Below are 24,906 nucleotides of genomic sequence, written 5' to 3'. Positions count from 1 at the left end.
ACGTAAGGATAACCATGCAAGCCAGCACGCTATTCTCGCTTGAAGGTAAAACTGCCTTGGTAACCGGCGCCAGTCGCGGTTTAGGCCAGGCAATGGCCATAGGGTTAGCCAGCGCCGGTGCCAGGGTGATCTGCCACAGTTCATCCGACAACGGAGCAGATCAAACCAGAGACAAGATTTTGGCGGCGGGCCAGCCAGCCATTTCTGTCTGTGCTGACCTGAGCAACATGGAAGGCGTGGCATCCTTGGTGGAACAGGTGGAATCTTACTGCGGCACTTTGGATATATTACTCAACAACGCAGGCACCATTGCTCGGGCTCCAGCCGTTGATTATCCGCACGATAGCTGGAGCAAGGTCATGGATGTCAATCTCAACGCCTTGTTTGCGCTGTGCCAGAAGTTTGGCCGTAAGATGGTGGAAGCCAAACATGGCAAGATCATTAATATCGCCTCCATGCTGTCGTATACCGGCGGAATAACAGTGCCTGCCTACACTGCCAGTAAGCATGCTGTAGTGGGTGTAACTCGCGCGCTGGCCAATGAATGGGCGTCTGCCAATGTGCAAGTTAATGCTATTGCCCCCGGTTATTTTCGTACCGACAACACACAAGCCCTGCAGGATGATCCCGTCCGCAATCAGGAAGTTGAAAAACGTATTCCAGCTGGTAGCTGGGGTGAGCCAGAACAACTGATCGGCGCTGCCATATTTCTGGCATCTCCGGCAAGCAATTACGTCAATGGCCATGTACTGGCTGTGGATGGTGGCTGGCTTGCCCGATAATTTCTTCCTCTTCGTTTCTTTACAACTCAGGTAGTGCAGTTATGAGTACCCTATATACCAGCCGTCATGCAGTCGGTCCAAATGAAGCCAAGCGATTTGATACCGAAGCATTACGCGAAAATTTTCTTATTGACGACTTGTTCAAGAAAGATCAGGTCAACATGGTCTATACCCACTATGAACGCATGATCATTGGTGGGGCTTTGCCCGTAGATCGTATTCTTCCCCTGGAAACTATCGATCCACTGAAATCCAGTTACTTTCTGGCTCGCAGAGAGCTGGGAATCATTAATGTGGGCGGTCCTGGTGAAGTCGAGGTCGACGGCCAGATTTATGCACTGGATAATAAAGAGGCACTATATGTTGGCGCCGGTGTGGAATCCGTGGCATTTAAAAACAGTGCTCAAGGTCAACAGGCCTGCTTTTATTTTAACAGTGCCCCAGCTCATACCAACTATCCAACCAAAAAAGTTGGTCGGGAAAACGCCACAGTGTTGGAAATGGGGGCACAGGAAACCTCTAACGAGCGCAGCATTTATCAATTGATCATCCATGGTGTAGTCGAGACCTGCCAGTTACAAATGGGGGTAACCTGCCTTAAGCCAGGCAGCGTGTGGAATACCATGCCCGCTCACCAACACGACAGACGCATGGAAGCCTACCTGTATTTTGATCTGGCAGATGACAATGCCGTCAGCCATTTTATGGGAGAGCCGGACCAGACCCGCAACCTATGGGTGAAAAGCCATCAGGCAGTTGTATCGCCTGCCTGGTCGATCCATTGCGGCGCGGGTACTTCAAATTACTCCTTTGTCTGGGGTATGGCTGGTGAAAACCTGGACTACGGCGATATGGACAAGTATGGTCCAAGCGAATTGAAGTAAGTCGCCAGATTCAAGAGCTAAAGACTATGTTGCCAAACTTCACCCGCATTATTTTTGCTGCATGTTTCACCTTGATGCTGGGCGCATGCAGTGAATCCTCCTCACAGCATGTGCTGCGAGTTGGACACAACCTGGACACCCGACATTCCGTTCATCAGGCACTGGTGTATTTAGGTGAGCGTCTAGCGGCATATTCTGACGGCCAGATGCAGTTGAAAATCTACCCCAGTGGTCAACTGGGCAGCGAGCGTGAAATGCTGGAGTTGCTGCAAATTGGCTCGCTAGCTATGACAAAAGTGTCTGCCGCCACCCTTGAAGCCTTTGTGCCGCAAATGCAATTGTTTGGCTTACCTTATGTATTTGAAAATTATGAGCATCGCTGGCAAGTGCTGGACAGTGATATCGGCACCCAGATGCTCGACTCGCTGTCTGTTGCACGGCTAAAGGGCCTGGCCTTTATGGACGCCGGTAGCCGCAGCTTTTACAGCTGCCATGGCGCCATTCTCAGCCCCGAGGATCTAGCTGGCAAGAAAATCCGGGTAATGAACAGCCCTATGGCCGTTAAACTGGTTACCTCACTGGGCGGTGCAGCCACGCCCCTGTCCTGGGCTGAACTATATGGTGCATTGCAACAAGGGGTTGTAGACGGCGCGGAGAACAACCCACCTAGCTTTTACTCATCCGGACACTATGAGCTTTGTAAAGACTTCAATCTGAATGAGCATACATCAATACCGGATATAGTGATCGCCAGCGCTCACACCTTTAATCAGCTCACGGAGCAACAACGTCTCTGGCTATTACAAGCTACCCAAGATGCCGCTAAAGAACAGCGCCGCCTATGGCGCCAGGCTGAACTCAAAGCACTGGAGGAAGTAAAAGCCGCTGGTGTCCGAGTAACACAAGTGGATAAAGGCCCATTTATGGCCAAAGTTGCCCATATGTATCAACGTTTTGAAAACACGCCAACAGGTACCCTGCTTACTCGAATCAAAGCGATGGCCACCCACACCGGACAAGAGGAGTGAATATGTTGGAGCGTTTTGCCTTTCTCTCGCAGCGCCTGCTTGGCCAAACACTGGCCGCTCTGCTGGCTGCAATCGTATTGACCGTAATCTGGCAGGTCTTATGTCGCTACCTGTTCAATAGTCCCAGTACGGTATCTGAAGAGATTGCCCGTTTTCTGCTGATTTGGATCGGACTATTAGGTGCCACCTATGCCTACATGACCAACGCACATATTGGTATGGACTTTTTGGTTAACAAGCTCAGGCCAACTCAGCAATATCACGCCAAATTGCTAGGTCATCTATGCGGGCTGTTCTTCGCCAGTTGTGTGTTGCTGCTGGGCGGCCTGAATCTGGTCGACCTGACCCTGAATCCGGTGCAACGCTCGGCGGCACTGGGCATCAAAATGGCTTACATCTATGCAGTGCTTCCCATTTCTGGGCTATTAATGAGCATTGCTGCGTTAGCGCATATTCATCGTTGTATCGATTCCCGGAGGCACTGAGATGGAACTAACCTCATTGGTTCTGGCTGGACTGTTTTTTCTACTCTTGTTGATGAATGTTCCCATCGCAGTCGCTATTGGTGTGGCCACCCTGATAACCATGATTTTCAGCATGGATTTCATCCCTGCCGTGACCACCTTGGCGCAGCGGATGGTTGGTGGACTCGACAGTTTCGCACTACTGGCCATTCCATTCTTTGTCTTGTCCGGCTTGATTATGGGTCAGGGCGGTATTGCCAGGCGTCTTATCGATTGTGCCTTGGCCCTGGTCGGCGCTTTACCCGGTGGATTGGCCATGGTTAACGTCCTCTCCAGCACATTATTCGGCAGTATCTCCGGCTCGGCAGTTGCCGCCACCAGTGCCATTGGCAGTTTTATGGTGCCGCAGATGGAGCAAAAGGGCTATGACCGCGCCTTTGCCTCGGCGGTAACAGTCACTGGTGCCACTACAGGTATGCTGGTTCCACCCAGTAATATTCTTATACTCTATGCCATCGCCAGCGGCGGAGTATCCGTATCAGCCTTATTTCTGGCCGGCTACATTCCAGGTTTATTGCTGGCTGCAGGCCTAATGCTGGTAGCTGGATTCTACGCATCGCGTCGTGGTTATCAACGCGGTCAGCGCTTGCCGCTGGCGCAAACCATACAGGCAATTTGGGCCGCCATTCCCAGCTTGATGTTAGTGGTCATCGTTATAGGTGGCATCATCGCAGGCATCTTTACGGCCACCGAAGCCGGAGCCATTGCGGTTGCTTACTCTTTACTGCTGGCCATGGGCGTATATCGGGAAGTTAAGTTCCAGCAATTGGGCGATCTGTTGCTCAAAGCGGTGGAAATTACCGCCATAGTGCTGTTTTTAATTGCGGTTTCTTCTGCCATGTCCTGGCTGTTGTCCTACGAGCAAATTCCACAAACCATCACCACCGCGTTACTGGCCCTCAGTGACAACCCCTGGGTATTACTGCTGTTAATCAACCTGTTACTGCTGGCAGTCGGCACCTTTATGGATATGACTCCGGCAGTCCTGATTTTCACGCCAATATTTCTGCCGGTAGCCCAGTCGTTAGGCATTTCCGACTTGCACTTTGGCATCATGATGGTGATGAACTTGTCCATCGGCCTGTGCACACCGCCCGTGGGTTCCGTGTTATTTGTCGGTGCCAGTGTTGCTAAGTGCCGTATCGAATCCATGCTTCAACCCATGCTGCCACTGTATGCCGTGATGTTAGTGGTTTTGGCACTGGTCACATTATTCCCGGCACTAAGCGAAAGCTTGCCAGCTTTGTTTATCTCCTAATACTGTTTAACAACGGATCCGCTCATGACTGACAACTTTGCTGCTGCAGACCATCCACACCGGCGCTACAACCCGCTGACCGGAGATTATGTATTGGTTTCGCCTCACCGGGCGAAACGCCCCTGGCAGGGTCAAACAGAGCCAACAGAAGCAACTTCAGCGCCAGCTTATGTCGAAGACTGTTTTTTGTGTCCTGGGAACCTACGAGTGACAGGCGAGCGTAACCCTGTTTATCAACGTCCCTTTGTGTTCACTAATGATTTTGCTGCATTGAAGGCCGATACGCCTGAATATCACAACGATGATCCGCTGTTTAAACTACATGCAGAACAAGGGGAAAGCCGGGTCGTCTGTTATAGCGCCGATCATAGCCTGACCCTCCCGGAATTGCCTCTGCCACAAATCAAGCTGGTGATAGAGGAATGGATTAATCAGTACCGAGACCTTTCAACGCGCTACCAGTGGGTTCAGATATTTGAAAATAAGGGGGCAATTAACGGTTGCTCCAACCCGCATCCACACGGACAGATATGGGCCAGTGCCAACTTACCCAGCCTGGTGGCCACCAAAGACAGACTGCAAAAGGACTATTTCATTGAACAGGGAAAGGTACTGCTGCTGGATTACTTAAACCGGGAACTGACACAACCCGAGCAACGCGTCGTCGTGCATAACCCTCACTGGGTGGCTTTGGTGCCATTTTGGGCAGCCTGGCCATACGAAACCCTGGTGTTGCCGCGTCGACACATCACGCAAATGACAGAGCTCACGGAAGAGGAAAAGGCCGCACTGGCAGATATTCTCAAACAGCTAACGATACGCTACGACAACCTTTTCAACTGTAGCTTCCCCTACTCCATGGGCTGGCACTGTGCGCCCTTTAACCAAAATGATCATCAACACTGGCTGCTGCATGCCATTTTCTATCCGCCATTGCTACGCAGCGCCAGCATAAAAAAATTCATGGTGGGTTATGAAATGCTGTGCGAAAGCCAGCGGGATATCACGCCCGAGCAAGCCGCCGACCTGCTTCGTCAACAATCTGCTGTACACTACAAGAGCGCCTGACATGTCTGATAAAAAGCATTTAATTGAAGAATTTCAACGACATTTTGGTGCCTCGCCAACGGTTTATGCTAAAGCGCCAGGACGTATCAACCTGATAGGCGAGCATACCGATTACAATAATGGTTTTGTGCTGCCGGCAGGCATCGACTTTTCTACCCAAGTGGTGCTCAGCCAGCGCTCTGATAATAATGTCACAGTGGTTGCTCAGAGTATGGACAGCCATGACAGATTCACTCTGGACAACATCAGCAAACAAACACCAAGGGATCACTGGAGCAACTACGTCCGGGGAATATTTTGGGTGCTGCAGCAACACGGCTTCTCTATCAGCGGTTGTGATTTGCTAATAGTCGGCGATATTCCGATGGGAACAGGGCTTAGCTCGTCGGCCTCCTTGGAAGTCTGTTTGTTACAGGCACTGAGCCTTGCCAACCACCTCGATCTCCCCCCGACAACGATGGCAACACTCGGGCAGCAAGCAGAAAATCAATTTGTTGGTTGCAACTGCGGCATTATGGATCAATTTATCTGTGCCAACGCTCAGCAAGGCCACGCACTGTTAATTGATTGTCAGCATCTGAGTTCCGCATCCGCAGTAGTGCCGGAGCCGCTGGCCATTGTAATTGTCAATTCGCGGGTTAAACGCGGCCTGGTAGATAGCGAGTACAACCTGCGCCGTCAACAATGTGAGCAGGCTTGTCAGATACTGTGCGTTTCTTCTCTGCGCGAGGCCGACCTGGCTATGCTGGAAGCCGCTCAACACAAAATGCCAGAGCTGATTTATCGCCGGGCCCGCCACGTAATCAGCGAAAATGCGCGTACCCTGGCACTTAAAAACGCTCTGGAAACATCGGAGATCAGTCAAATCAGTACACTGATGGCTGAATCACACGCGTCTATGCGTGATGACTTTGAAATTACGCACCCAGCCATAGACACCCTGGTGGACATTATCGCATCCACAATTGGCCAGCACGGTGGCGCACGCATGACGGGAGGTGGATTTGGCGGTTGTGTGGTGGCCTTAGTGCCAACGCCTCTGCTACCCACAGTGAAAAACAAGCTGGCTGAACAGTACTTCCTGCAAACCGGCCTGCATGAAGAAGTCTACCTTTGTCAGCCGAGTCAGGGAGTCCAAGGCGAATTGTTAGCATGAACACTTTGCAATGCTTCAGTATCGGTCATAAACACCTAAAGGCAGAAATACTGGATTATGGTGCGCGCCTGCATCGACTAACCGTCCAACTTGCTCAAGGGCCGCGCGATATACTGCTCAGTTATGCCGATCCCCGCCGACACCTGACGGATCCTTTTTATTTGGGAGCGACAGTTGGGCGTTACGCAAACAGACTGAGCAATGGCCGCATCCACATAGCAGGGCAGGACTATAGGCTGGATAAAAACGATGGCACTCACTGCCTGCATGGCGGGCAGCATAGCTTTTCACAACGTTATTGGCAGTGCCTGGACAGAAGTGCCAGCCATTTGCTGCTTGAACTGGTCTCGGAACATCTTGATATGGGATTTCCTGGCCGCTTGCAGGTACAGCAACGTTTTGAAATTCAGGACAACCAGCTTGCCATCAGCTATCAGGCAACCACCGACAGTCCCACCGTTGTCAGCCTGACCAATCATGCGTACTTCAATTTGTCCGCTGCGAAACAGACATTGGCAGGACACAGATTACAAATTCACGGCCGCTATGTGGAAAACGTTGACCAGCACGGCATCCCTTGTGGCCAACTCATGGATGTGACAGGTAGCCTGTTGGATTTTCAGCAGGAGCAGGATTTGTTCGAACGCCTTCGTCAGCGGGAGAGTATGCCCAGTGTGGCCAGACGTGGTGGATTTGACCATTGTTACCGGTTGGCAACAACCACACCGGCCGATACAATCCGCCCAGTAGCGACCCTAAGTCTGCCACAAGAAACTATCAAGCTAAGTCTGCTTAGCGATCAACGCTGTTTACAACTCTATACGGGTAACTACCTGCACAGTGATTTCGCTCCTTTTAGTGGACTATGTCTTGAACTACAGAACGATCTCGATGGCCCCAATCAACAAGGTGCAAATCCTGGCTTATTATTACCCACAGAAATGTACCAAAAGCAGTTGGTTATTCGCCTGGGCGACTAACCTGTTAATGGTATACAGCTTTTGCTTCGCAACGTCGCTACCGGTCAATGCCAGTGAGGAACAGTGTCAAAACTGCCATCAGGCACAACATAAAGACTGGCAGGCCTCACATCATGCTAAAGCCATGCAAGTAGCCGATCGTACAACCGTTCTAGCGCCTTTCAATGGCGAGATAGCAAACCATCCTGATACCCGCAGCAAATACTTCCAGCAAAATGGTAAGTTTTTTGCGACGCTATATGAAGGCAGCGCCCCTGTAGCTGGTGAAACATACGAGGTTGTGTTTACCTTTGGTTTCACACCGCTCCAGCAATATCTGGTCAAAACTCAGCAAGGAAAACTGCAAGTCCTACCGTTCGCCTGGGATAGCCGAAGCGCATCGCAAGGCGGTCAGCGCTGGTTCCATATGTATCCTCAACAATCCGTCCCGATCGGTGACAGATTGCATTGGCAGTCGTCACTGCAAAACTGGAATGGAATGTGTGCAGACTGCCACTCTGATGGTCTGGTGCGAAACTACCAGGTGCAGACGGACAGCTTTAACAGCCAATATAACAATGTCACCCTGGGCTGTAATAGCTGCCATGACAATCTGGCAGATAACCACGCCTCAAGCCCGGCAAAATCTACCTCCCCCCATGGAAGCGACTACCAGAATTTCGTTCACAGTGAAGCTATAACGCCAGATTTTCCCGGTGCAAATTTCGCCGCCATGCAAAACTGTTTTGCCTGTCACAGCCTGCGCACGCCGCTCACCGATGGCTTTCGCTCTGATGTAGATTTCTACGACCAGTTTCAGCCTGAATTACCCAGCCCCGGCACCTACTACGCCGACGGACAAGTAAAAGAAGAGGTGTATGTATTCGGCTCATTCTTGCAAAGCAAGATGTATCAGGCTGGCGTGACCTGTTTTCACTGCCATGATGCCCATAGCTATCAAGTTAAGCAACAGGACAACGGCTTATGTCTTTCTTGTCACAGTGAAGAGCTGAACAGTCAGCGTCATCACGGTCACCAGGCAGACTCCTCAGGCGCCCAGTGTATTAACTGCCATATGCCGCAAACCCTTTATATGGGAGTGGATAACCGCCGGGATCATAGTTTCAGTATTCCCCGCCCTGAGCTGACAAAGGAATACAACATCCCCAACGCCTGTAATCGCTGCCATGAAGATAAATCCGCCCAATGGGCTTTGCAGCACATACCACAGGGAAATGCGTCAACACGCCCCCTAAGTGCAGATGAGCGCACCTATATCCGGCTAATGTCTGCACAACCTATCGATCAATCCATGTTTCATGCCCTGCTCAGCGCCACTGATTTTCCCGCTATAAAAAAAGCGGCCGTATTAGCGCAGTTACCTATGCTGGTTAATGAGCTACCAGACAGCTTCCTGCCGCTACTCAAACAAGCCGCTAGCAGCCAAGAGCCACTGATGCGTATCGGCGCTGCTAAAGCCTCTGCAGCCGTTCGCCCCAAGCAGCGTGTGGCACTGTTGATGCCCCTGCTTAATGACAGTAAAAAAGCCGTACGTACGGAAGCTGTATTACATCTTGCCGGCCTGCCCTTATCTGATGCACAAATTCCGCGTTTCACTGAGGTTATGGAAGAATTGTTGGCGGTTCGCGAACTATCAGCCTGGCGTGCCGAGGGACGCACTAACCTGGCAAACAGCTACGCCCAAATGGGACAATTTAGCAAAGCCGAAGAGCTTGCACAGCAAACAATATTTATCGATCCGCACTTTGCGCCAGCTTATCTGCAACTGGCGGAAATATATCGCGAGCTTGGTAAAAACGACGATGCCCAGCAACTATTCATCCAGGCGGTCAAAACACTTCCTGACCATGCACCGATGCGTTTTGCTTTTGGTATGCACTATATTCGTCAGCAAAAACCCTTGCTGGCACTGAGCGAATTTGAACAGGCGCTGCGTATTACGCCCCATGACGACTATTACATATACGTCTATTTACTGGCCCTAGAAAAAGCACAAGGCCGCCAGAAAGCCAAAACCAGACTTACCGAATTATTGAGAAACATGCCCAACTCAACCTTGCTTGGTCATTTACTTCAGCAGTGGCAGTAACAGCCTAAAGCATGGGTATTTTTCGCCAGATCCCTAAGAAGGCTCAGCAATATTGCATCAACCATTGAGGTTGGAAACGGTTGGCAAACTAATAACAAATGTTACACCCAGATCACTTGGAACATAGCGAATACGTCCATTTAACGAGTGGAAAACCGAGTTATAAATAACATTCAATCCCAGACCTAACTTTCCTTCGCCTAACCTGGTGGTATTAAAAGGGGTAAATATTTTCTTACTTTGCTCTTCCGAAATACCGCAGCCATTGTCTTTGCATTCAATTTCAACACATTTATCTTGCTGACTAATACTTATAGAAAAGACCGGCTTGGGTTGACTAGCAAATGCATGTTCAACAGCGTTATCCAGCAACATATACAGAACTTTAAGCAGCGTATCAGGATAAGTTTCAAGAGTCGCATCATCTCCGTGTAGTTCGATTGGAATCTTATAATACCCCTCCATTAGCGGCAGTTTACTCTCTAAAAAACTCCTTAAATTAATTGATACAGGTTCTGGATTTCCTACTGAAGAAGAGATCGACTTGAATCTTGTGACCATTTCTGCAACTTTGTCTGCCGATTTCTTAATAACAAAATATATATCGGTTGACTGACTGAGAAAACGCTGCATGTTTTTAACACTTAATTTTTTGTCATCAACGTCGGCTTTTAGCTTATTTAACTCTTCATCGAAGCAGGTAACTGATGTCAAAATATTCCCTATAGGGGTATTGAGCTGATGTGCCATACCAACCACTAAGGTTGAAAGTGCTGATATTTTTTCTGATTCAATAAGGTGATGCTGAGTCTCTCTCAATTCTCTCAAGGTCTGTTTCAACGCTTCTTTTTTACGACGAATACTACCTATAAAGAGCAAAGAGGCCATTAGCAGTACAATACCGGCGACAGCCACAATAGTCACTTGACGACGAAAAGCTGTACTCCGTTCCACCTCCCACTCCGCTTGCTCCCTGAGACGGGTAATCTTCTGCTCTTTCGCTTGCAAGTCTACCTCTGCGACCGCCTTAGCTAAGTTCACCGCGGTTTGTTTCTGCAACTGTTGCAAGCGAAGATCTGCCGCCAGATCAGCGGCACTAAGGGCCTTATTTATATCTCCTTGTTTTTGATAAAACCTGCGCTCAGCCTCATAGAGTTCTGTCAAAAGCTCAACAGGTGTGGAATCCTCAATTAAACTCTCCGCACGTATCCAGTGAGCTTCGGCCATCTCTGCGTTGCCATTCTCGCTTTCGACATTAGCAAGCAGCAGTAATACCTCAATCAAAACATCAACGTAATTCTGCTGCTCGCACAAATGCAGCGCCTCTTGCAGGACCTCATCAATCTTTTCAGTTTGCCCAAGCTGACTGTAAACTTTGGCCAAATTCACTAAGGTTTCCGCAGCGTAGTAGTCAAATCCAGCCTCTCTCAGCATAACAAGGACTTGCTGATAAACTTGTAACGCCTTTTCCCATTGGGAGAGACAAGCCAGTGCATCTCCCTTGGATGTTAAGGCAATAGCGTGGCTTAGTATCTGACGATCCGCTTTCGGGTTTTGCTTCAAATAACCGAGGTAGTCTTCAAAATACTCTAACGCCACATCGCAGCGTTTAAGGGTCAGATAGAGTTGCCCGATATTATTTTCGGTTTGGTGGACAAATCGCTCTCTATTCTCTCTTTTGGCAATTTCATGAGCCTGTTGGAAATACTCCAGTGACTCCTCATAGTTTTGCAGCCGCTTCAGTAAGATGCCCATCAGGTTATAGTAGCCGTACTCGAGAAACCGGCTTTGTGCGCTAGGTAACATTGATTTGAACAGTACCAGATTCTGCGCAGCTTCTTCGAAACGATCGAGCTCGATCAGAGACCAAATTTGATAGTTTTTCAGCACAATCAGTTGATCATGGCTGAATACGTAATTTTTGTTTAAATGGAGACTTTCGATATATTGCAAAGCTGTTTTTGGGGAGTGAGCATATTTACGGCGTATATCATCTTTCAGCGAAGCAAAGGCGTCTGAACTCAACTGTGTTTGAGCCATTCCGACTTCAGAAAACACACTGAAAAACAGAATGAATAACACCCAAACCTGAACACGCCACTTATCCAAACTAGGCATAGTGTACATTCCTACCCATGCAAAGACTCGCAATGCGAGCATGCACTTTTCTGATAAGCCAGCATATCAGCCGTGATTCAAACAACTTAGACAACCTTACAAAAACATGATCTAGATCAAAGAAGACCTAAAATAATCACTAATTTTATTATCACAGATTAAAATTTTAAGATTTTTCAAAAAAAACGTAAATACAATTTACTTAAATTCCGGAGAATCGAAAATTTATCTCATTGAATAATAAGAGCAAAAAAATCAAAACAAAAAACCACTAAAAAATTTCAGAAGAGAATACCACTCCAGCAAGAAACAAACGATAAAAACAGAAAAAACCCACAGAAAAAAATTAAACACATAAAAATCAAAAACATATTTCAATAGAACAAATCAAGCAATAGACAAATCTACCAATCCACTTTGAGATAACTTGACTCGAAAGTTTACATGCATTACCAATAACAAATAAAATTATGCTAGCTAATTCATTACAAAAAAGTCTGTAACACTTAAGTCTTTCATTGAATTTTAGCATTGTCTCAAAATGATTTTTAAAGAGTACTTTAATCCCCCATGACACTTAGGTTTCAGTCGTTTGTGTTATGTGATTGTTGCGAGGTCATTGCGTTTGCGTATAAGCACATAACCACTGGAGGTTTTATGCTTGCTATTGGCTATATCTTTTTCTCAGTTTGGGTTGCTATTACCCCTTATTAACTCCTCAGATGTTTTGTGAGTTAGAAAATGGCAATCTAGAAAATGTTCATCTGCCAGGCTTTACTGAACCTGCGTTCAGATACATCGGGAAACGGCTTCCTCAGCTCTTCCTGTAAATCTGTACCTCTGACTCGAATCAGGGGTAACCAAACATGAACAAGACGTTCAATGGGTTGCCGTTTATTGCAGTGCTGATTCTCCAATTAGTCTTAAATTCAAACCGCCTTTTTGCCTCAACTATTGAGACCGCTCACAGACCGTTTACCTCTGGGGCATTTGCAAGTTCCAGCTTTGGCTCTTCACTAAACGAGCGCGATCACCTCATTAAGCCACTTACTCTTGTGCCTCAACGCCTGCTTACCGAATTGGAGCATAAGCACGCAGAATATTACACCAGCAGCGAGATTATCATTCTGGATCGAGGCGTTCCTGAATTCGAGAAGTTACTAGAGCATGCTTTTCCTTCGGCTCAGGTCCATATGATTTCACCTCACGAAGACGGGGTGTTGCAGCTAAAATCGATACTGTCTAATTATCACAGTCTCAGTGCAGTACATATTCTCTCTCACGGCAGTGAGGGGAAATTATCCCTAGGAAACAGCTACCTTGATGTATCACGGGTTGAGAAGGACCCAGAACTGACAACTCGACTCAACCAGGCACTGGTGCCGGGTGGCGACTTGATGTTGTACGGATGTGATCTGGCGGCAACAGATAATGGTAAGCAACTTTTGCATGTCCTCAAGGCCAAAACCCATGCAGATATCGCTGCATCGGATGATAAAACGGGCCAGCCCCAAAATGGCGGTGATTGGGAATTGGAAGTTCAACTCGGCTTAATCACCACAGATCTACCCTTTGTGGATCTTGCCAGTGCAGATTTTTCAGGCGTATTGGCCGAAACAACCTATGTTTATTATGACTTTTGTGATGCCACCGCCAACCCTGCGGAATGTTCAAGTCCAACATTACAAATGATATCCGATGACGGCAGAATTAGTTTTAGCAGTGCCAGCGGGGTTCGCACGCTGTCCCCCAGAGTACAAGATGATCCTGGTTTTTACATTAATGAGTTTGGTACAGGTGACAGCAGCGGCACCATGTACTTCAATGCCATCAGCGATATTACCTCTTTCGAACTAAAAGCTTTTCGTATTGAGCCACAAACCAGTGGTTACTGCACGAGTGCATCGCTAACGGCCTTCAAGCGCGGCGGAGGCTCAGTTTCGATGACGTTCGGCTTGGGCTCAGGTATTCCTATTACATTGCCGGAAGATGTGAATAGTACCCTGCTAAGCGGCGTGCAAATATCCTCTTTTGAAATTAACGTTAGCGGCTGTAGCGAACCTGCTGGCTTTATTCTGGCTGGCACACGGCTAACCATAGATAAACCTTTGCCCCCCAATAACCCTCCGACCAATATCTATCTGAGTAAGACCACCTTTAACCAAAGCCATGGCAATAATGCCTGGGTAGGGGACTTGTCTTCCCAAGATCCGGATACTGTAGACAACCATGTGTACACCTTGGTTTCAGGCTTTGGTTCTGATGACAACGCGAGTTTTATTATCGACGGCAACAAACTCCAAGCCATTGATGCAGCGGCTATGACACGAGAAAGCTATTCGGTGCGGATTAAGACCGATGACGGCTCGGGTGGACAATATCAGAAGTCTTTTACTATCTATCTCATTGATGATGTGGCGCCCCGCATTAATCAGGTGGCAGTTCCTGGAGCTGGTCTGTATACGCAGGGGCAGCTACTTGAGTTTATTGTGCAAACCAGCGAGACAGTAAACGTACTGACGGGTAGCGGAACCCCATTTTTGCAGCTCAACATCGGCGGAATGTCCAGACAAGCACTCTATATTCAGGCTAATGGCAGTAATCTCACCTTCAGATACAACATTAGCGCCGGTGATTTGGATACAGACGGTATCAGTATTGTAGATTTGCAACTTGGCGGCGGCGCTATTCGTGATATACAGGGCAATTCCCTAGTTCTGACACTGCAAAATGTTGGCGATACCACTTCGGTACGAGTTGATACTGTAGCCCCACCAACACCTCAACAACCCGATCTGACAGATGCATCTGATTCTGGCACCAGCCAGTCAGACAATATCACTCAGGACAATACCCCGACCATCATCGGACAAGCTGAAGCTGGCGCTTTGATTAAACTCGCATCCAGCCAATCTGGTTTGTTGGGTAGTACCACGGCAGATGTATCGGGAGATTGGAGTTTCACCCCCACATCTTCACTTTCGGATGGCGCTTACGACCTGACAGTTACCGCGACAGATGTGGCTGGTAACAACAGTGCGGCAAGCCCTGCCCTGCATATTGTCATTGACACCCTGGGACCTCCCGTTTCAGCGCCCGATCTGGCTGAAGTCTCAGACACCGGCATCAGTCAAACCGACGACATCACCAATGTGCAAGCTCCACAGTTTAACGGCACCAGTGAAAACAGCGCCTTTATTGATCTCAGCTCAGATCTGCAGGGCAGTCTGGGTAGCACATTGACCGATAACTCAGGGACTTGGAGCCTTATACCAGTCAACACCTTATCTGAGGGCCAGCATGCGATTATTGCCACTGCCAGTGATATTGCCGGAAATTCATCCACAAGCTCAGTATTGTTGGTTACCATCGACAGCCAACCACCAGCGTTGTCCGCCCCGGATTTGATACCAGCGGCGGATTCCGGCACTAGTGATAGTGACAATATTACCCAACAGCTGCGACCGACCTTTACTGGTAGCGCAGAAAAACAGGCCAACATTAGTTTGAGCTCAGACCAAGATGGACTCGTTGGCAGTAGTACTGCTGATGCTTCTGGAGTCTGGGTATTGATTCCTGACAACGACCTTTCGCAGGGTTTTCATAATTTGATAGCCCAGGCGATGGACTCAGCAGGCAACACAAGTGCAAACAGTCTGCCACTTGGGGTGACCATAGATAACACGGCGCCAGCTTCGCCATCAACACCAGATCTCGATAGCAGCTCTGATTCTGGTAGCAGCCAAAGCGACAACATAACTAATAATCCGCGCCCGCTACTAACCGGCAGCGCGGAAATCGGCGCCATGGTTACTGTCACTTCAAATCAGAACGGCCTGATTGAAACGGTAAATGTTAGTGCCTCCGGGCTATGGAGCGTGCAGCCCGGTAGCGATCTTTCTGAAGGTCAGCATGAGATTATCGCGCAGGCAACGGATGTTGCAGGCAACCAAAGTGCTGATTCTATGGCGCTTCCCCTGACTATTGACGTTACCGTCCCCACCATCAACGGAGTCAGCTTTGATCAGGGACAAGTCGACAGTAGCAACGCGGAAAATATTAGCTTTACATTAAGCGGTGCAGAAATTTCCACAGAAGCGGAATACCGGATATCCAGCTCAACCGGTGCCGCCGAAGTCACTGGCAACGCGAGCGTCAACATAGCAACGCAACAAATAAGCGGACTGGATGTCAGTAGCCTTAATGACGGCACATTGACACTCAACTTGCAATTGATTGATGTCGCAGGTAATAAATCGCTATCCCAGACCGCCACCATAAGTAAAGATGCTCAGCAGCCTGCCATTACAGGTATCAATATTGCCGCAGGTCACTACCGTCCAGGTACAACCCTACAGATAGCCATACAGCTGAACGAAGACATTAACATTAGCGGCACCAGCTCTACACTTGATTTAGTCATTGGTGAGCAAGGCATATTGGCACACTTCGACTTTGAAGATAACGGTATCCTCTACTATCAACATACTGTTCAAAACGGTCAACAGGACGACGACGGCATTGTCTTACTTGCCAACGGTATTCATTTAAATGGCGACACCGTAACCGATGCGGGTGGTAATCATGGGATATTAAGTTTTGCTCAAATACACTTTCCTGACGTATTAGTTGATAGCCAGTCCCCACAGCATCCCGACAGTATTTCCCTGACAACAGAGCAACTAACCAACCAAGCCATATTTTCCGTAACGGGTAGTCATCAGGAAAATCAAGTTTGGGTGAGATTCTTTGCAGACAACAACAATGATGGACAACCAGACAGTGACCAGGTTGTAGCAAGCTCCTTCGTTTCACAAAACCAATGGAGTGTTCAACTCCCACTTCAGTTAAATTCTATCAACAGATTTGTGTTAAACGTCGCCGATATGGCAGGAAATGTATCGCAAACCTTAGTATTACCTGTTGTTACTCAGGATAATATTGCCCCTGCTCCACCAGTTATTACCTCTCCAATTAGTGCAACTTCAGTAACAAGTGGCACCATTAGCTTTACCGGCAGTCATACTGAAAACGGCGTAACAGTGAGCCTGTTCGTTGATATTGACAATGATGGTGAAGCTGACAAGCCACAGGCAGAATCATTTGTCACGGTAACCAATCAACAATGGGTGCTTAACGCCCCTCTTTACGACGGTGCCAATAACTTTGTCATTGCAGCAAAAGACCCAGCTGGCAATCAATCGACACTGGTGGACACTGTCACTATTACCAGAAACTCGCCGCCCCCAGGCAACAATAAACCATTTATTTTTGGCACTCCGCCGGCCACCGCACAAGTTGGCCAAAGCTACCATTTTCAACCTGTTGCGTATGACCCGGATGACGATGCCCTAACCTTCAGCATCAGTGGCATCCCTCACTGGGCAACCTTTGATAAAACACTGGGTATTCTTACCGGCTCTCCGAGTGAAGAGGATCTCGGTGTCTATGCTGGCATCAGGATATCCGTCAGCGACGGCTTTACCCAGAGCGCCTTACCCGATTTTTTAATCGAAGTTCAAGCCTCGGCAATACCACCAACAGGGCAGGATATAGCCCTAACAACCAATGAGGACAACGCTGTCGAGGTTATGCCAATAATTCAGGGCGATGTTGGAAAGGAATTGTCACTTAACGTTGTCGCACCGCCTTTGCACGGCACACTCAATCCAGCGGGGCTCGGCTGGCATTATCAGCCAAATTCAGACTATTTTGGATTAGACACCTTTAGCTATCAGGTTACTGATGGCACGCTACTATCGAAAGTGTATTTTGTTGTACTGCAAATTAATCCCATCAACGATCCACCTGTGGGTCGCCCGGATAACTTACTGGAACTGTTTAATCCCAGCAACCAATACATCTTAGATGTGCTGCACAATGACATTGACGCAGATAACGATCCGCTGTCTGTCCTTGATGCCAGGATTTCTGTAGGGGAAATCTCCATCCTCAATGGAAACTTACTGCAATGGCGAGCTCCTCAGGGGTTTATCGGCCCAGCCGAATTCGATTATCTGCTTGCCGATCCCAGCGGGGCATTCAGCCAGGCATCAGGCCAAATACAAATACAGAAAGGTACGCATCAAGGGCCGATCTTTGCTGATACACCTGCCCTAAATGTAAATGCCAGAGGTCTGTTTACCCGAATCTCACTTTCTCAACCCAAGGCCTTCGATGCACGAGGCACTGAACTGCCGGTGACCTTGTTGGAAAGCGCAGCCCCTTATTCTCCCGGCCATCATCAGTTGCTTTGGCAAGCCATTGACCAGCAAGGTCTTACAACGACCATTAGCCAGGAATTAAAGGTTTATCCTTTGATCGCCTTAGAGCAGGACAGGCACGTTACAGAAGGCAGCGAAGTCACCTTATATTTCCACTTAAACGGCCCAAGCCCTGAATACCCGTTAGCCATTAGCTATGCGCTGGGCGGCAGTGCGGATGCTAGCGACCACAGCCTACAAGCTGGCACCTTGCAACTCCAATCGGGTACTGAAGTATCCCTGACTTTTCAGATAGTTGAGGACGCTCTGGATGAAGGCGAAGAGACCCTGATTATCAGCCTGACCGGGGAGCAAAACTCTGGTTACCCTTCGTCCACAACCCTATACATTCAGGAGGCACAGCCGCAGGCAACGGCCAGTATCAAGGTGTATCAAAATGGCCATAAGCGGCGCCAGCTTAGTATGTCGGATGGGCCAGTCAAGGCTCTTGCCTTGCTAAGCCGGACAGATAACGTCAGCATTGAATGGCTGGCACCCGACTTGGAAAATCTCAGCAACATCGACAGTGAATTTGTTTTTAATCCCCAACAAATGACAGCGGGAAACTACCAACTCGGATTGCGTGTTATTGACCATAGTTTCTCACCAGCCCAGACAACGGAAGTCAATGTCCCTCTGCAACTGTTTCCCTCTTTACCAGAATTGGGGGATGGCGATACAGATGATGACTTACTGCCGGATAAGGTTGAAGGTTATGTGGATGAAGATAACGACGGTATTCCTGACTATCTCGATAATCTGGCTAGATGCAATGTTATGCCAGCATTGGCAGGCGTACGAGACCAGTTTTTACTCGAATCTTCTCCCGGCGTATGTTTAATGAGAAACACATTGTCCATGCAAAGTAGCGGCGGAGGTTTGCTCCTGGACAATACTTTAATCAAGGCAGATCCCGGCTGGATAAACATTGGCGGTTGGTTTGACTTTACCTTGTATGCATTGGCCAATGTGGGGCAAAGCCACCAAATCGTCATTCCCCTGCTATTGCCGGTTCCTGAGAGGGCACATTTTCGCAAGTGGCATCACAATAGATGGCAGGATTTTGTCGAAGACAGCAGAAACAGCCTGCAAAGTGCTAAAGGTGAGCCAGGTTTTTGTCCGCCTCCCGGCAGTCCTCAATACCAGTCTGGCTTGGCTGCAGGTCACCATTGCTTGCTGCTAACCCTGCAAGACGGCGGCCCCAATGATAATGATGGATTGATTAACGGTATGATTTCAGACCCCGGTGGCATTGCCATTGTCAAAACGGACAATCAGGCGCCTGTTGCCAACGATGACCATGTTGAGTTGAAAATCAATACAACAAAAGACATCCGAGTACTGGATAATGACTCAGACCCGGACGGCGACACATTGCTTATCACCGACGTTCTGGCACAAAACGGTCAGGCGGAGATTATTGGTGATGCACTTCGCTATTCGCCCCCTATTAACTACGTCGGACCAACCCGCATTCATTACTTCATCAGTGATCAAAAAGGGGGCATCGCTGAAGCTTGGGTGAGTATTCAGGTAATCGCCAATCAGCCACCTCTGGCCACGGATGATGAAGTCAGTACCGACAACCAAAGTAAAATTCTTATCCCGGTTTTAAGCAACGATCATGATCCGGACGGCGACACACTCAACATAGTGTCGGCTATGGCAGCCAATGGTGATGCTGAGGTTACGCAAGACAACATGATTAGTTATCGGGCAAAGGCACGCTTTGTTGGAAAAGATATCATCTTTTATAGTATCAAAGACGAAAGCGGCGCCCATGCCCAAGCCATTGTCAGCGTTACAGTTGTGGCGAAACCGGATGAGAAACCCAGTACAGGAGCTGTGATCTTTTACTTACTTGCAATATTAAGTGCAGCATTATGGTTTAAAGATCCGAAACTAACAGACTAAGCATGTCAGCCCACTTTATAGACTCCAAAGTTTCATCAAAGATACATCATATGAAAAGAGAAGATGGGATAGTACGAGGTTACTTCGGCGCACTATTCCTTATCAGATACTTACCCAAGGTTCTGTTATCACACTAGCGCAAGGCGCCTTATCCAGGCATAACAACTAACGATGGTTGAGCACTCAAATGCTTGGTAATAGCAGATTTCAGTAGCTCAATATTGATGGGCTTGGCGACAAAATCGTCCATGCCAGCCTCAAAACAGCTTTGCTGCTCTTCCTTAAGTACGTTGGCCGTCATGGCAATAATAGGCACCGAGCTATAGCGCTCCATCTGCCTCAATTTACTGGTCGCCTGAATACCATCCATCTCGGGCATTTGCACATCCATAAGTATTAAGTCATAACGATTGTCGCTGGCCATATTCAAGGCTACTTGCCCATTTTCCGCGACATCAACCCGTTTAAAGCCAAGCTCTTTAAGCATGGCCTGAGCTATCATCTGGTTAATATCATTGTCTTCCACCAGCAAAATGCGGGTATTACTGTCTTCCTCGGTCACCACGTTTTCTTCAACGGCGTGATCACAACGCTCGCTAACAGCAAGTAAGAGGTCAAAGTAAAAGCAGGACCCAACACCGGGCTGGCTATCTACCTGAATCTCAGAGCCCATCATTAGCACTAGCTTGCTGGAAATAGTCAGCCCAAGGCCGGTACCACCGAAACGCCGGGTAATAGAGGTGTCAGCTTGAGAGAAAGCCTGAAACAGGGTATCCAGACTCTCTTTTGAAATACCGATCCCGGTATCTTTAACAGAGATACGGACTTTTGCATTGCCATTGACAAGTTCAAGCAGTTTTACCTGTAATTCCACCTCACCGGATTCAGTGAACTTAATGGCGTTAGAGATAAGGTTGTTAAGTACCTGTTTTAACCGGGTAACATCGCCAACCAGCCACCTTGGCACGTCAGTCAATGTCTGTGGATAGCGAAAATCAATGCCTTTTTGCTTAGCAACAGAAGCAAAAGAGAATCCCACCTCTTGCAGTACCTGGTTGAAGTCAAAGGGGGCTGCCTCTAATTCCACCTTGTCTGAATCAATCTTACTTAGGTCGAGAATATCGTTGAGAATGGTTAGCAAACTGTCCCCGGCCGAGCTGATGATCTTCAACATATCCCGCTGCTTAGGATCCAGTTCAGTTCTCTCCAATAGGGCTATCATGCCTAAAATGCCGTTCATTGGCGTACGGATTTCATGGCTCATATTAGCCAGGAACTCTGACTTAATGCGAGTCACGTGCTCCGCCTGCTCCTTAGCGGATTTCAGGTCTTTACTCAGTTCTTTAAACTGATTCGCGGCTTTAGCCAAAAAGCCTATTTCATCGCGCCTTTCCATACCCGGCACGGCTGGGGTGAAATCATCCGCAAGAAAACGCTGGAAAGCGCGGGTCAGACGTCGAATGGCAATTGAGAAATGCAAGTGATAGAAAACCGCCAGTGTGAAAAATAACAACAGAGAGACCCAAATGGCCGCTTTGAGGATGGTTTCCGCGTCTTCCACTCGGCCTCGGCCCTGGTCTTTAATGTCTGCCAGTAAAGACAAAGATTCGGCTTTAAGCTGATTAGACAATGTAGTGAACTCCACCGCATCTCCCGCCATCACCACATTCACCAAGGACAAATAGATTCGGTTGGCTTGCACCCCTTGCTCAAATACTTCCAGATACTCGTCACTAAACAGGCTGATGCGCTGTATTTTTTGCTTTTGCGAGGCCAAAAACTCAGCGCTATACGCTAGTTCGAGCTTCTTTATTTCGGCCAGCTCTCTTTTAACCTCTTCTCGCAGTGAATATTTGCGTGTCTCCAGAAAGGCTTTCGAATTCAGATGGGCTTCTAACCAGCGGGATAGTTGCTGCGCTGCCACAAACCGGTCGGCATCATTTCCCGCACTTTTGATTAGTTCTTCAGATATGGCTTTACCTTGGGTAAAAATGGCGGGAAGTTGCCGTTGAGTCAGGTCATTTTTGTACTGCAAACGGCTTTTTAAAGCCGATATGTTCTCGCCATAGCGTTTGACTACTGACTGCATATTGGCAATCAAGGTGAGCAATGCTGCTCGCTGGGTGTTTAGCCTGACTTCCTCCAAACGATTTTCGATACTGTGATAGGTATCGATCATTTTAGTGAAAACACTTTCACTGGTAGTTAAACTATATATCGAAGCATTTCGCTGCAGTTCAACAATATCTTTATTAATTTCCAGCACGGATGTGGAGTTACTGGAGATCCTCAGCAGGCTGTCGACAGAGCTCTCTATTTCCCATACCTTAGAAAGTAAGAACAAGTAAATACCTGAAAACAGCGCCAATGCCAGGAAGAATCCGAGGCCAATCTTCAGCCCAATAGAGTATTTGGAGAACTGTTCCATCTATGCTGCTCAGGAGTTTAAGAACTCATACCATTTATCGAGACTATAGTCATAGTTTTTCATCACCGTATTCCAAACCGCAATGTTGGAAAAACGCGTTTGATAGCTCCCCCCGTCACGACGCTCTCCGGCTTTAACCGAATCTCGTCCATCGGTTCCTTTTAACGCGCTAGTGGCTTCCTTACCCTCATACCAATAATCCCACTCTTGATTGGTCATCAATGGCCGTGAACGTTCCGGATTGGAAATGTAGTATCCCTGACGGGCAATAAAAGCACCGGGATAACCAGACAACCACCAATTCATATAGTCATAGGCGGCATCTTGCACATAGCCTGTTGTTTTGGATGAAAGACACATAACCCCGTGCCAGGCTCGATAGCCCTCCTTAGGAGACGCATAAATTACCGGCACACCCTGCCCCTTGCATGAGCTGACACCAGGTGAAAACATACTTTGAATCGAGACGCGCTTGCTGACCATAAATTCAACCGATTGCGGCACGGAAGTCCAGTAACCTGCAAAATGCCCTTGACGCTTTTTCTCCATCAGAATGTCAAACAAGGTATCCAGCTCTTGTACGCTCATATCGCCAATATCATTGAACGTCATTAAGCTTTTAGCCTGCGCGGCAAGCGCGGCATCAAAAATACCAATAGTCGGGGCATTTACCAACGCCACACGCCCTCGGTTACTATCATCCAGTAACCAACCCCAAGACTCAGTATCATAAGGCACGCCGGCGGGGATCAGATTGCTGTTGTAACCGAAGGAGTCCACATTGTGCACATAAGGCATAAAACTGATTCGGTTGCTCGGCTGACTGCCCAAATGGTTATTGGGTTGCACAAACAAGATCTTGTTCGGGGCATCCCCGGCCCCCTCTCTTGCTTGCGAGGTTAGCTTGCCGGTTTTGGTCAGGGCGTTTATTTCAGACCAATAGTTAAGTCGCTCAATCTCAATAGGTTGAATGGCACGGGCATGCCACAACACATTAATTGAATCAGACCATTGTTCGTAAAGGTCAAAAGAGCCAGGATTGGAAGCAGCCTTTTGCAGCACTGCTGCACTGCCATTGGGCTCATAGGTGATATTAAAACCGAGCTCTTTCATGGCTCGCTGGCGTAACTCTTCCTGCAAAGTGACATGCGTGCCCATTACCCGAAGGGTGATATTTTTCTTGGCAAAGACAAAGGGTGCTTTAGTCACTGCCGCACCCACGGCCCCAACCGAAGCCAATTGTTTGATAAATTGCCGTCTTGAAGTTAACTTGCTGTCCACTGCCAAAAATCCGAAATATCTTTTTGTTCAGTATAGTTAAGCTTGTTTTTGCGACAACCGGAACAAAAAACCATTGTTGAGACTGCGTTTAACTCAATGCGAGAGCCGGTCAACGAATACCTTCACAGTGTTGCGCCCGTGAGCACCAAGAACTCAATGAATTTGGCAGTGTCAACTCAATGCAGTTAAAAGTCTAACTGCGGCAAGATGCCTTCTAGTTCACCGAAGCTGGATAGATGTTGGACAACATACTTGGCATAATCACTATTCCCCAGACAGGGTATTCTAGTTTTGTCATTTGCATAATTTGCAGCGTTAAGCACATGTAAAAACTGCGCATCTTTAATATGGCTTTTATCCCTTGTATCTAAAGAGAGCTCCGCAACGGCATGTATACAAGTATCACGACTAAAACGTCGGTATCCTTTATACGCAAACAGTTCCTCTACGTAGCGATCACTTCTTTGTATAAATTTGTTCATAAGCTCGTGAAATAAAATGTTGATATCTGCCTGTTCTAACACCAGTAAAAAGGAAGTCTCCGTATTTTCAGGTAACTGGCTTACCCCGCGACAAACTAACCTACCATCGATAAGAACCTGACCGGATGAACGTTTTTCAATACACACAAAGCGAATGTCATGACCGTCAAAACAGAGTCTATCCGACAGCGCCGTGGCAGATTTTGAAAAGACTGAGATACTTTGTTGTTGATATTTTCTCTGCAACCTTTCAGCATGCCTGGACATTAATGGTAAGTCCTGGTGGCTACTTAACGGTGTTGCGGTTTTTCCGTTAACGCTCAGTTTAAATAACTCACGAACTTCATGTTCGCGTGCCTTTTTTATGGCCAAAAATACTGTTTGAACTAATTCCGAGGTTGGAATATTTCTTTCAATTCGCCACTTTCTTCCGTAAACAATTTTCCTTTTACTTTGTATTGAAACCGTCCCGTAATTATCATATCCCACTATCCCAACCTGTACGTATAATTCACCATTTTCTTCACCGATAAATATTGGGAAACGAGGATCAAAGGTACAATCTGCTGCAACTTTTTGAATAGTTTCCAAACTATGTTCATAGTGAAGGTAATGTTGAGGAATGCAGCAATCCCCTGTTTTAAGTTGTAC

The 24,906-nt window shown here is 47.9% G+C and carries 14 protein-coding genes; 10 read left to right on the top strand and 4 right to left on the bottom strand.

Annotated features, from left to right (window positions below; all coding sequences use genetic code 11):
* Positions 1-14: 14 nt before the first annotated feature.
* From kduD to KJY73_RS07215, 9 genes are read left to right on the top strand one after another with little or no spacing between them, the layout of a single operon-like run.
* Positions 15-782, top strand: coding sequence for a 2-dehydro-3-deoxy-D-gluconate 5-dehydrogenase KduD (gene kduD, locus KJY73_RS07255; RefSeq protein WP_214342092.1), 768 nt, complete (start codon positions 15-17; stop codon positions 780-782).
* Between the two features lie 41 nt (positions 783-823).
* Complete coding sequence (gene kduI / locus KJY73_RS07250; RefSeq protein ID WP_214342089.1) at positions 824-1,666, top strand: 5-dehydro-4-deoxy-D-glucuronate isomerase; 843 nt, start codon at positions 824-826, stop codon at positions 1,664-1,666.
* Positions 1,667-1,692: 26 nt separating this feature from the next.
* On the top strand, positions 1,693-2,694 hold the full coding sequence (locus tag KJY73_RS07245; RefSeq protein ID WP_214342087.1) for a TRAP transporter substrate-binding protein: 1,002 nt from the start codon (positions 1,693-1,695) through the stop codon (positions 2,692-2,694).
* A 2-nt stretch (positions 2,695-2,696) separates the two neighbouring features.
* Positions 2,697-3,179 (top strand): TRAP transporter small permease, encoded by a 483-nt coding sequence (locus tag KJY73_RS07240; RefSeq protein ID WP_214342084.1) that lies wholly within the window; start codon positions 2,697-2,699, stop codon positions 3,177-3,179.
* A 1-nt stretch (position 3,180) separates the two neighbouring features.
* Entirely contained in the window at positions 3,181-4,476 is a 1,296-nt protein-coding gene (locus KJY73_RS07235) for a TRAP transporter large permease (protein WP_214342081.1), read from the top strand.
* A gap of 24 nt (positions 4,477-4,500) precedes the next feature.
* Complete coding sequence (locus KJY73_RS07230; protein WP_214342078.1) at positions 4,501-5,544, top strand: UDP-glucose--hexose-1-phosphate uridylyltransferase; 1,044 nt, start codon at positions 4,501-4,503, stop codon at positions 5,542-5,544.
* 1 nt (position 5,545) lies between these two features.
* Complete coding sequence (gene galK / locus KJY73_RS07225; RefSeq protein ID WP_214342075.1) at positions 5,546-6,700, top strand: galactokinase; 1,155 nt, start codon at positions 5,546-5,548, stop codon at positions 6,698-6,700.
* Positions 6,697-7,680 carry an aldose epimerase family protein gene (locus KJY73_RS07220; protein WP_214342072.1) on the top strand — a complete coding sequence of 328 codons (984 nt, stop codon included), beginning with the start codon at positions 6,697-6,699 and terminating at the stop codon, positions 7,678-7,680. The genes galK and KJY73_RS07220 overlap by 4 nt, the downstream gene beginning before the upstream one ends.
* On the top strand, positions 7,592-9,769 hold the full coding sequence (locus KJY73_RS07215; protein WP_214342069.1) for a tetratricopeptide repeat protein: 2,178 nt from the start codon (positions 7,592-7,594) through the stop codon (positions 9,767-9,769). The genes KJY73_RS07220 and KJY73_RS07215 overlap by 89 nt, the downstream gene beginning before the upstream one ends.
* A gap of 57 nt (positions 9,770-9,826) precedes the next feature.
* Here the strand turns inward: KJY73_RS07215 and KJY73_RS07210 are convergent, their stop codons facing one another.
* Positions 9,827-11,887, bottom strand: coding sequence for a tetratricopeptide repeat protein (locus KJY73_RS07210; RefSeq protein ID WP_214342065.1), 2,061 nt, complete (start codon positions 11,885-11,887; stop codon positions 9,827-9,829).
* Between the two features lie 866 nt (positions 11,888-12,753).
* Between KJY73_RS07210 and KJY73_RS07205 the strand changes: the two genes are divergently transcribed.
* The gene (locus KJY73_RS07205; RefSeq protein ID WP_214342063.1) at positions 12,754-20,064 is read left to right on the top strand and encodes an Ig-like domain-containing protein; all 7,311 of its coding nucleotides are present in this window, start codon (positions 12,754-12,756) and stop codon (positions 20,062-20,064) included.
* 148 nt (positions 20,065-20,212) lie between these two features.
* Here the strand turns inward: KJY73_RS07205 and KJY73_RS07200 are convergent, their stop codons facing one another.
* The 3 genes from KJY73_RS07200 to KJY73_RS07190 form a co-directional block, all read right to left on the bottom strand.
* A complete protein-coding gene (locus KJY73_RS07200) occupies positions 20,213-22,492 on the bottom strand; it encodes a response regulator (protein WP_214342051.1) in 2,280 nt (759 codons plus the stop codon).
* A gap of 9 nt (positions 22,493-22,501) precedes the next feature.
* On the bottom strand, positions 22,502-23,773 hold the full coding sequence (locus KJY73_RS07195) for an ABC transporter substrate-binding protein (protein WP_214342048.1): 1,272 nt from the start codon (positions 23,771-23,773) through the stop codon (positions 22,502-22,504).
* A gap of 185 nt (positions 23,774-23,958) precedes the next feature.
* Positions 23,959-24,846 (bottom strand): hypothetical protein, encoded by an 888-nt coding sequence (locus KJY73_RS07190; RefSeq protein ID WP_214342045.1) that lies wholly within the window; start codon positions 24,844-24,846, stop codon positions 23,959-23,961.
* Between the last annotated feature and the right edge of the window lie 60 nt (positions 24,847-24,906).

Origin of the sequence: Bowmanella yangjiangensis (assembly GCF_018531185.1) — a bacterium.
GTDB lineage: Bacteria > Pseudomonadota > Gammaproteobacteria > Enterobacterales > Alteromonadaceae > Bowmanella > Bowmanella yangjiangensis.
This window is presented reverse-complemented; position numbering and strand designations above follow the sequence as displayed.

Excerpts from the sequence above, each read along its gene's own strand:
- kduD (WP_214342092.1), top strand. The coding sequence starts at position 15 with ATGCAAGCCAGCACGCTATTCTCGCTTGAAGGTAAAACTGCCTTGGTA.
- kduI (WP_214342089.1), top strand. The coding sequence starts at position 824 with ATGAGTACCCTATATACCAGCCGTCATGCAGTCGGTCCAAATGAAGCC.
- KJY73_RS07245 (WP_214342087.1), top strand. The coding sequence starts at position 1,693 with ATGTTGCCAAACTTCACCCGCATTATTTTTGCTGCATGTTTCACCTTG.
- KJY73_RS07240 (WP_214342084.1), top strand. The coding sequence starts at position 2,697 with ATGTTGGAGCGTTTTGCCTTTCTCTCGCAGCGCCTGCTTGGCCAAACA.
- KJY73_RS07235 (WP_214342081.1), top strand. The coding sequence starts at position 3,181 with ATGGAACTAACCTCATTGGTTCTGGCTGGACTGTTTTTTCTACTCTTG.
- KJY73_RS07230 (WP_214342078.1), top strand. The coding sequence starts at position 4,501 with ATGACTGACAACTTTGCTGCTGCAGACCATCCACACCGGCGCTACAAC.
- galK (WP_214342075.1), top strand. The coding sequence starts at position 5,546 with ATGTCTGATAAAAAGCATTTAATTGAAGAATTTCAACGACATTTTGGT.
- KJY73_RS07220 (WP_214342072.1), top strand. The coding sequence starts at position 6,697 with ATGAACACTTTGCAATGCTTCAGTATCGGTCATAAACACCTAAAGGCA.
- KJY73_RS07215 (WP_214342069.1), top strand. The coding sequence starts at position 7,592 with ATGGCCCCAATCAACAAGGTGCAAATCCTGGCTTATTATTACCCACAG.
- KJY73_RS07210 (WP_214342065.1), bottom strand. The coding sequence starts at position 11,887 with ATGCCTAGTTTGGATAAGTGGCGTGTTCAGGTTTGGGTGTTATTCATT.
- KJY73_RS07205 (WP_214342063.1), top strand. The coding sequence starts at position 12,754 with ATGAACAAGACGTTCAATGGGTTGCCGTTTATTGCAGTGCTGATTCTC.
- KJY73_RS07200 (WP_214342051.1), bottom strand. The coding sequence starts at position 22,492 with ATGGAACAGTTCTCCAAATACTCTATTGGGCTGAAGATTGGCCTCGGA.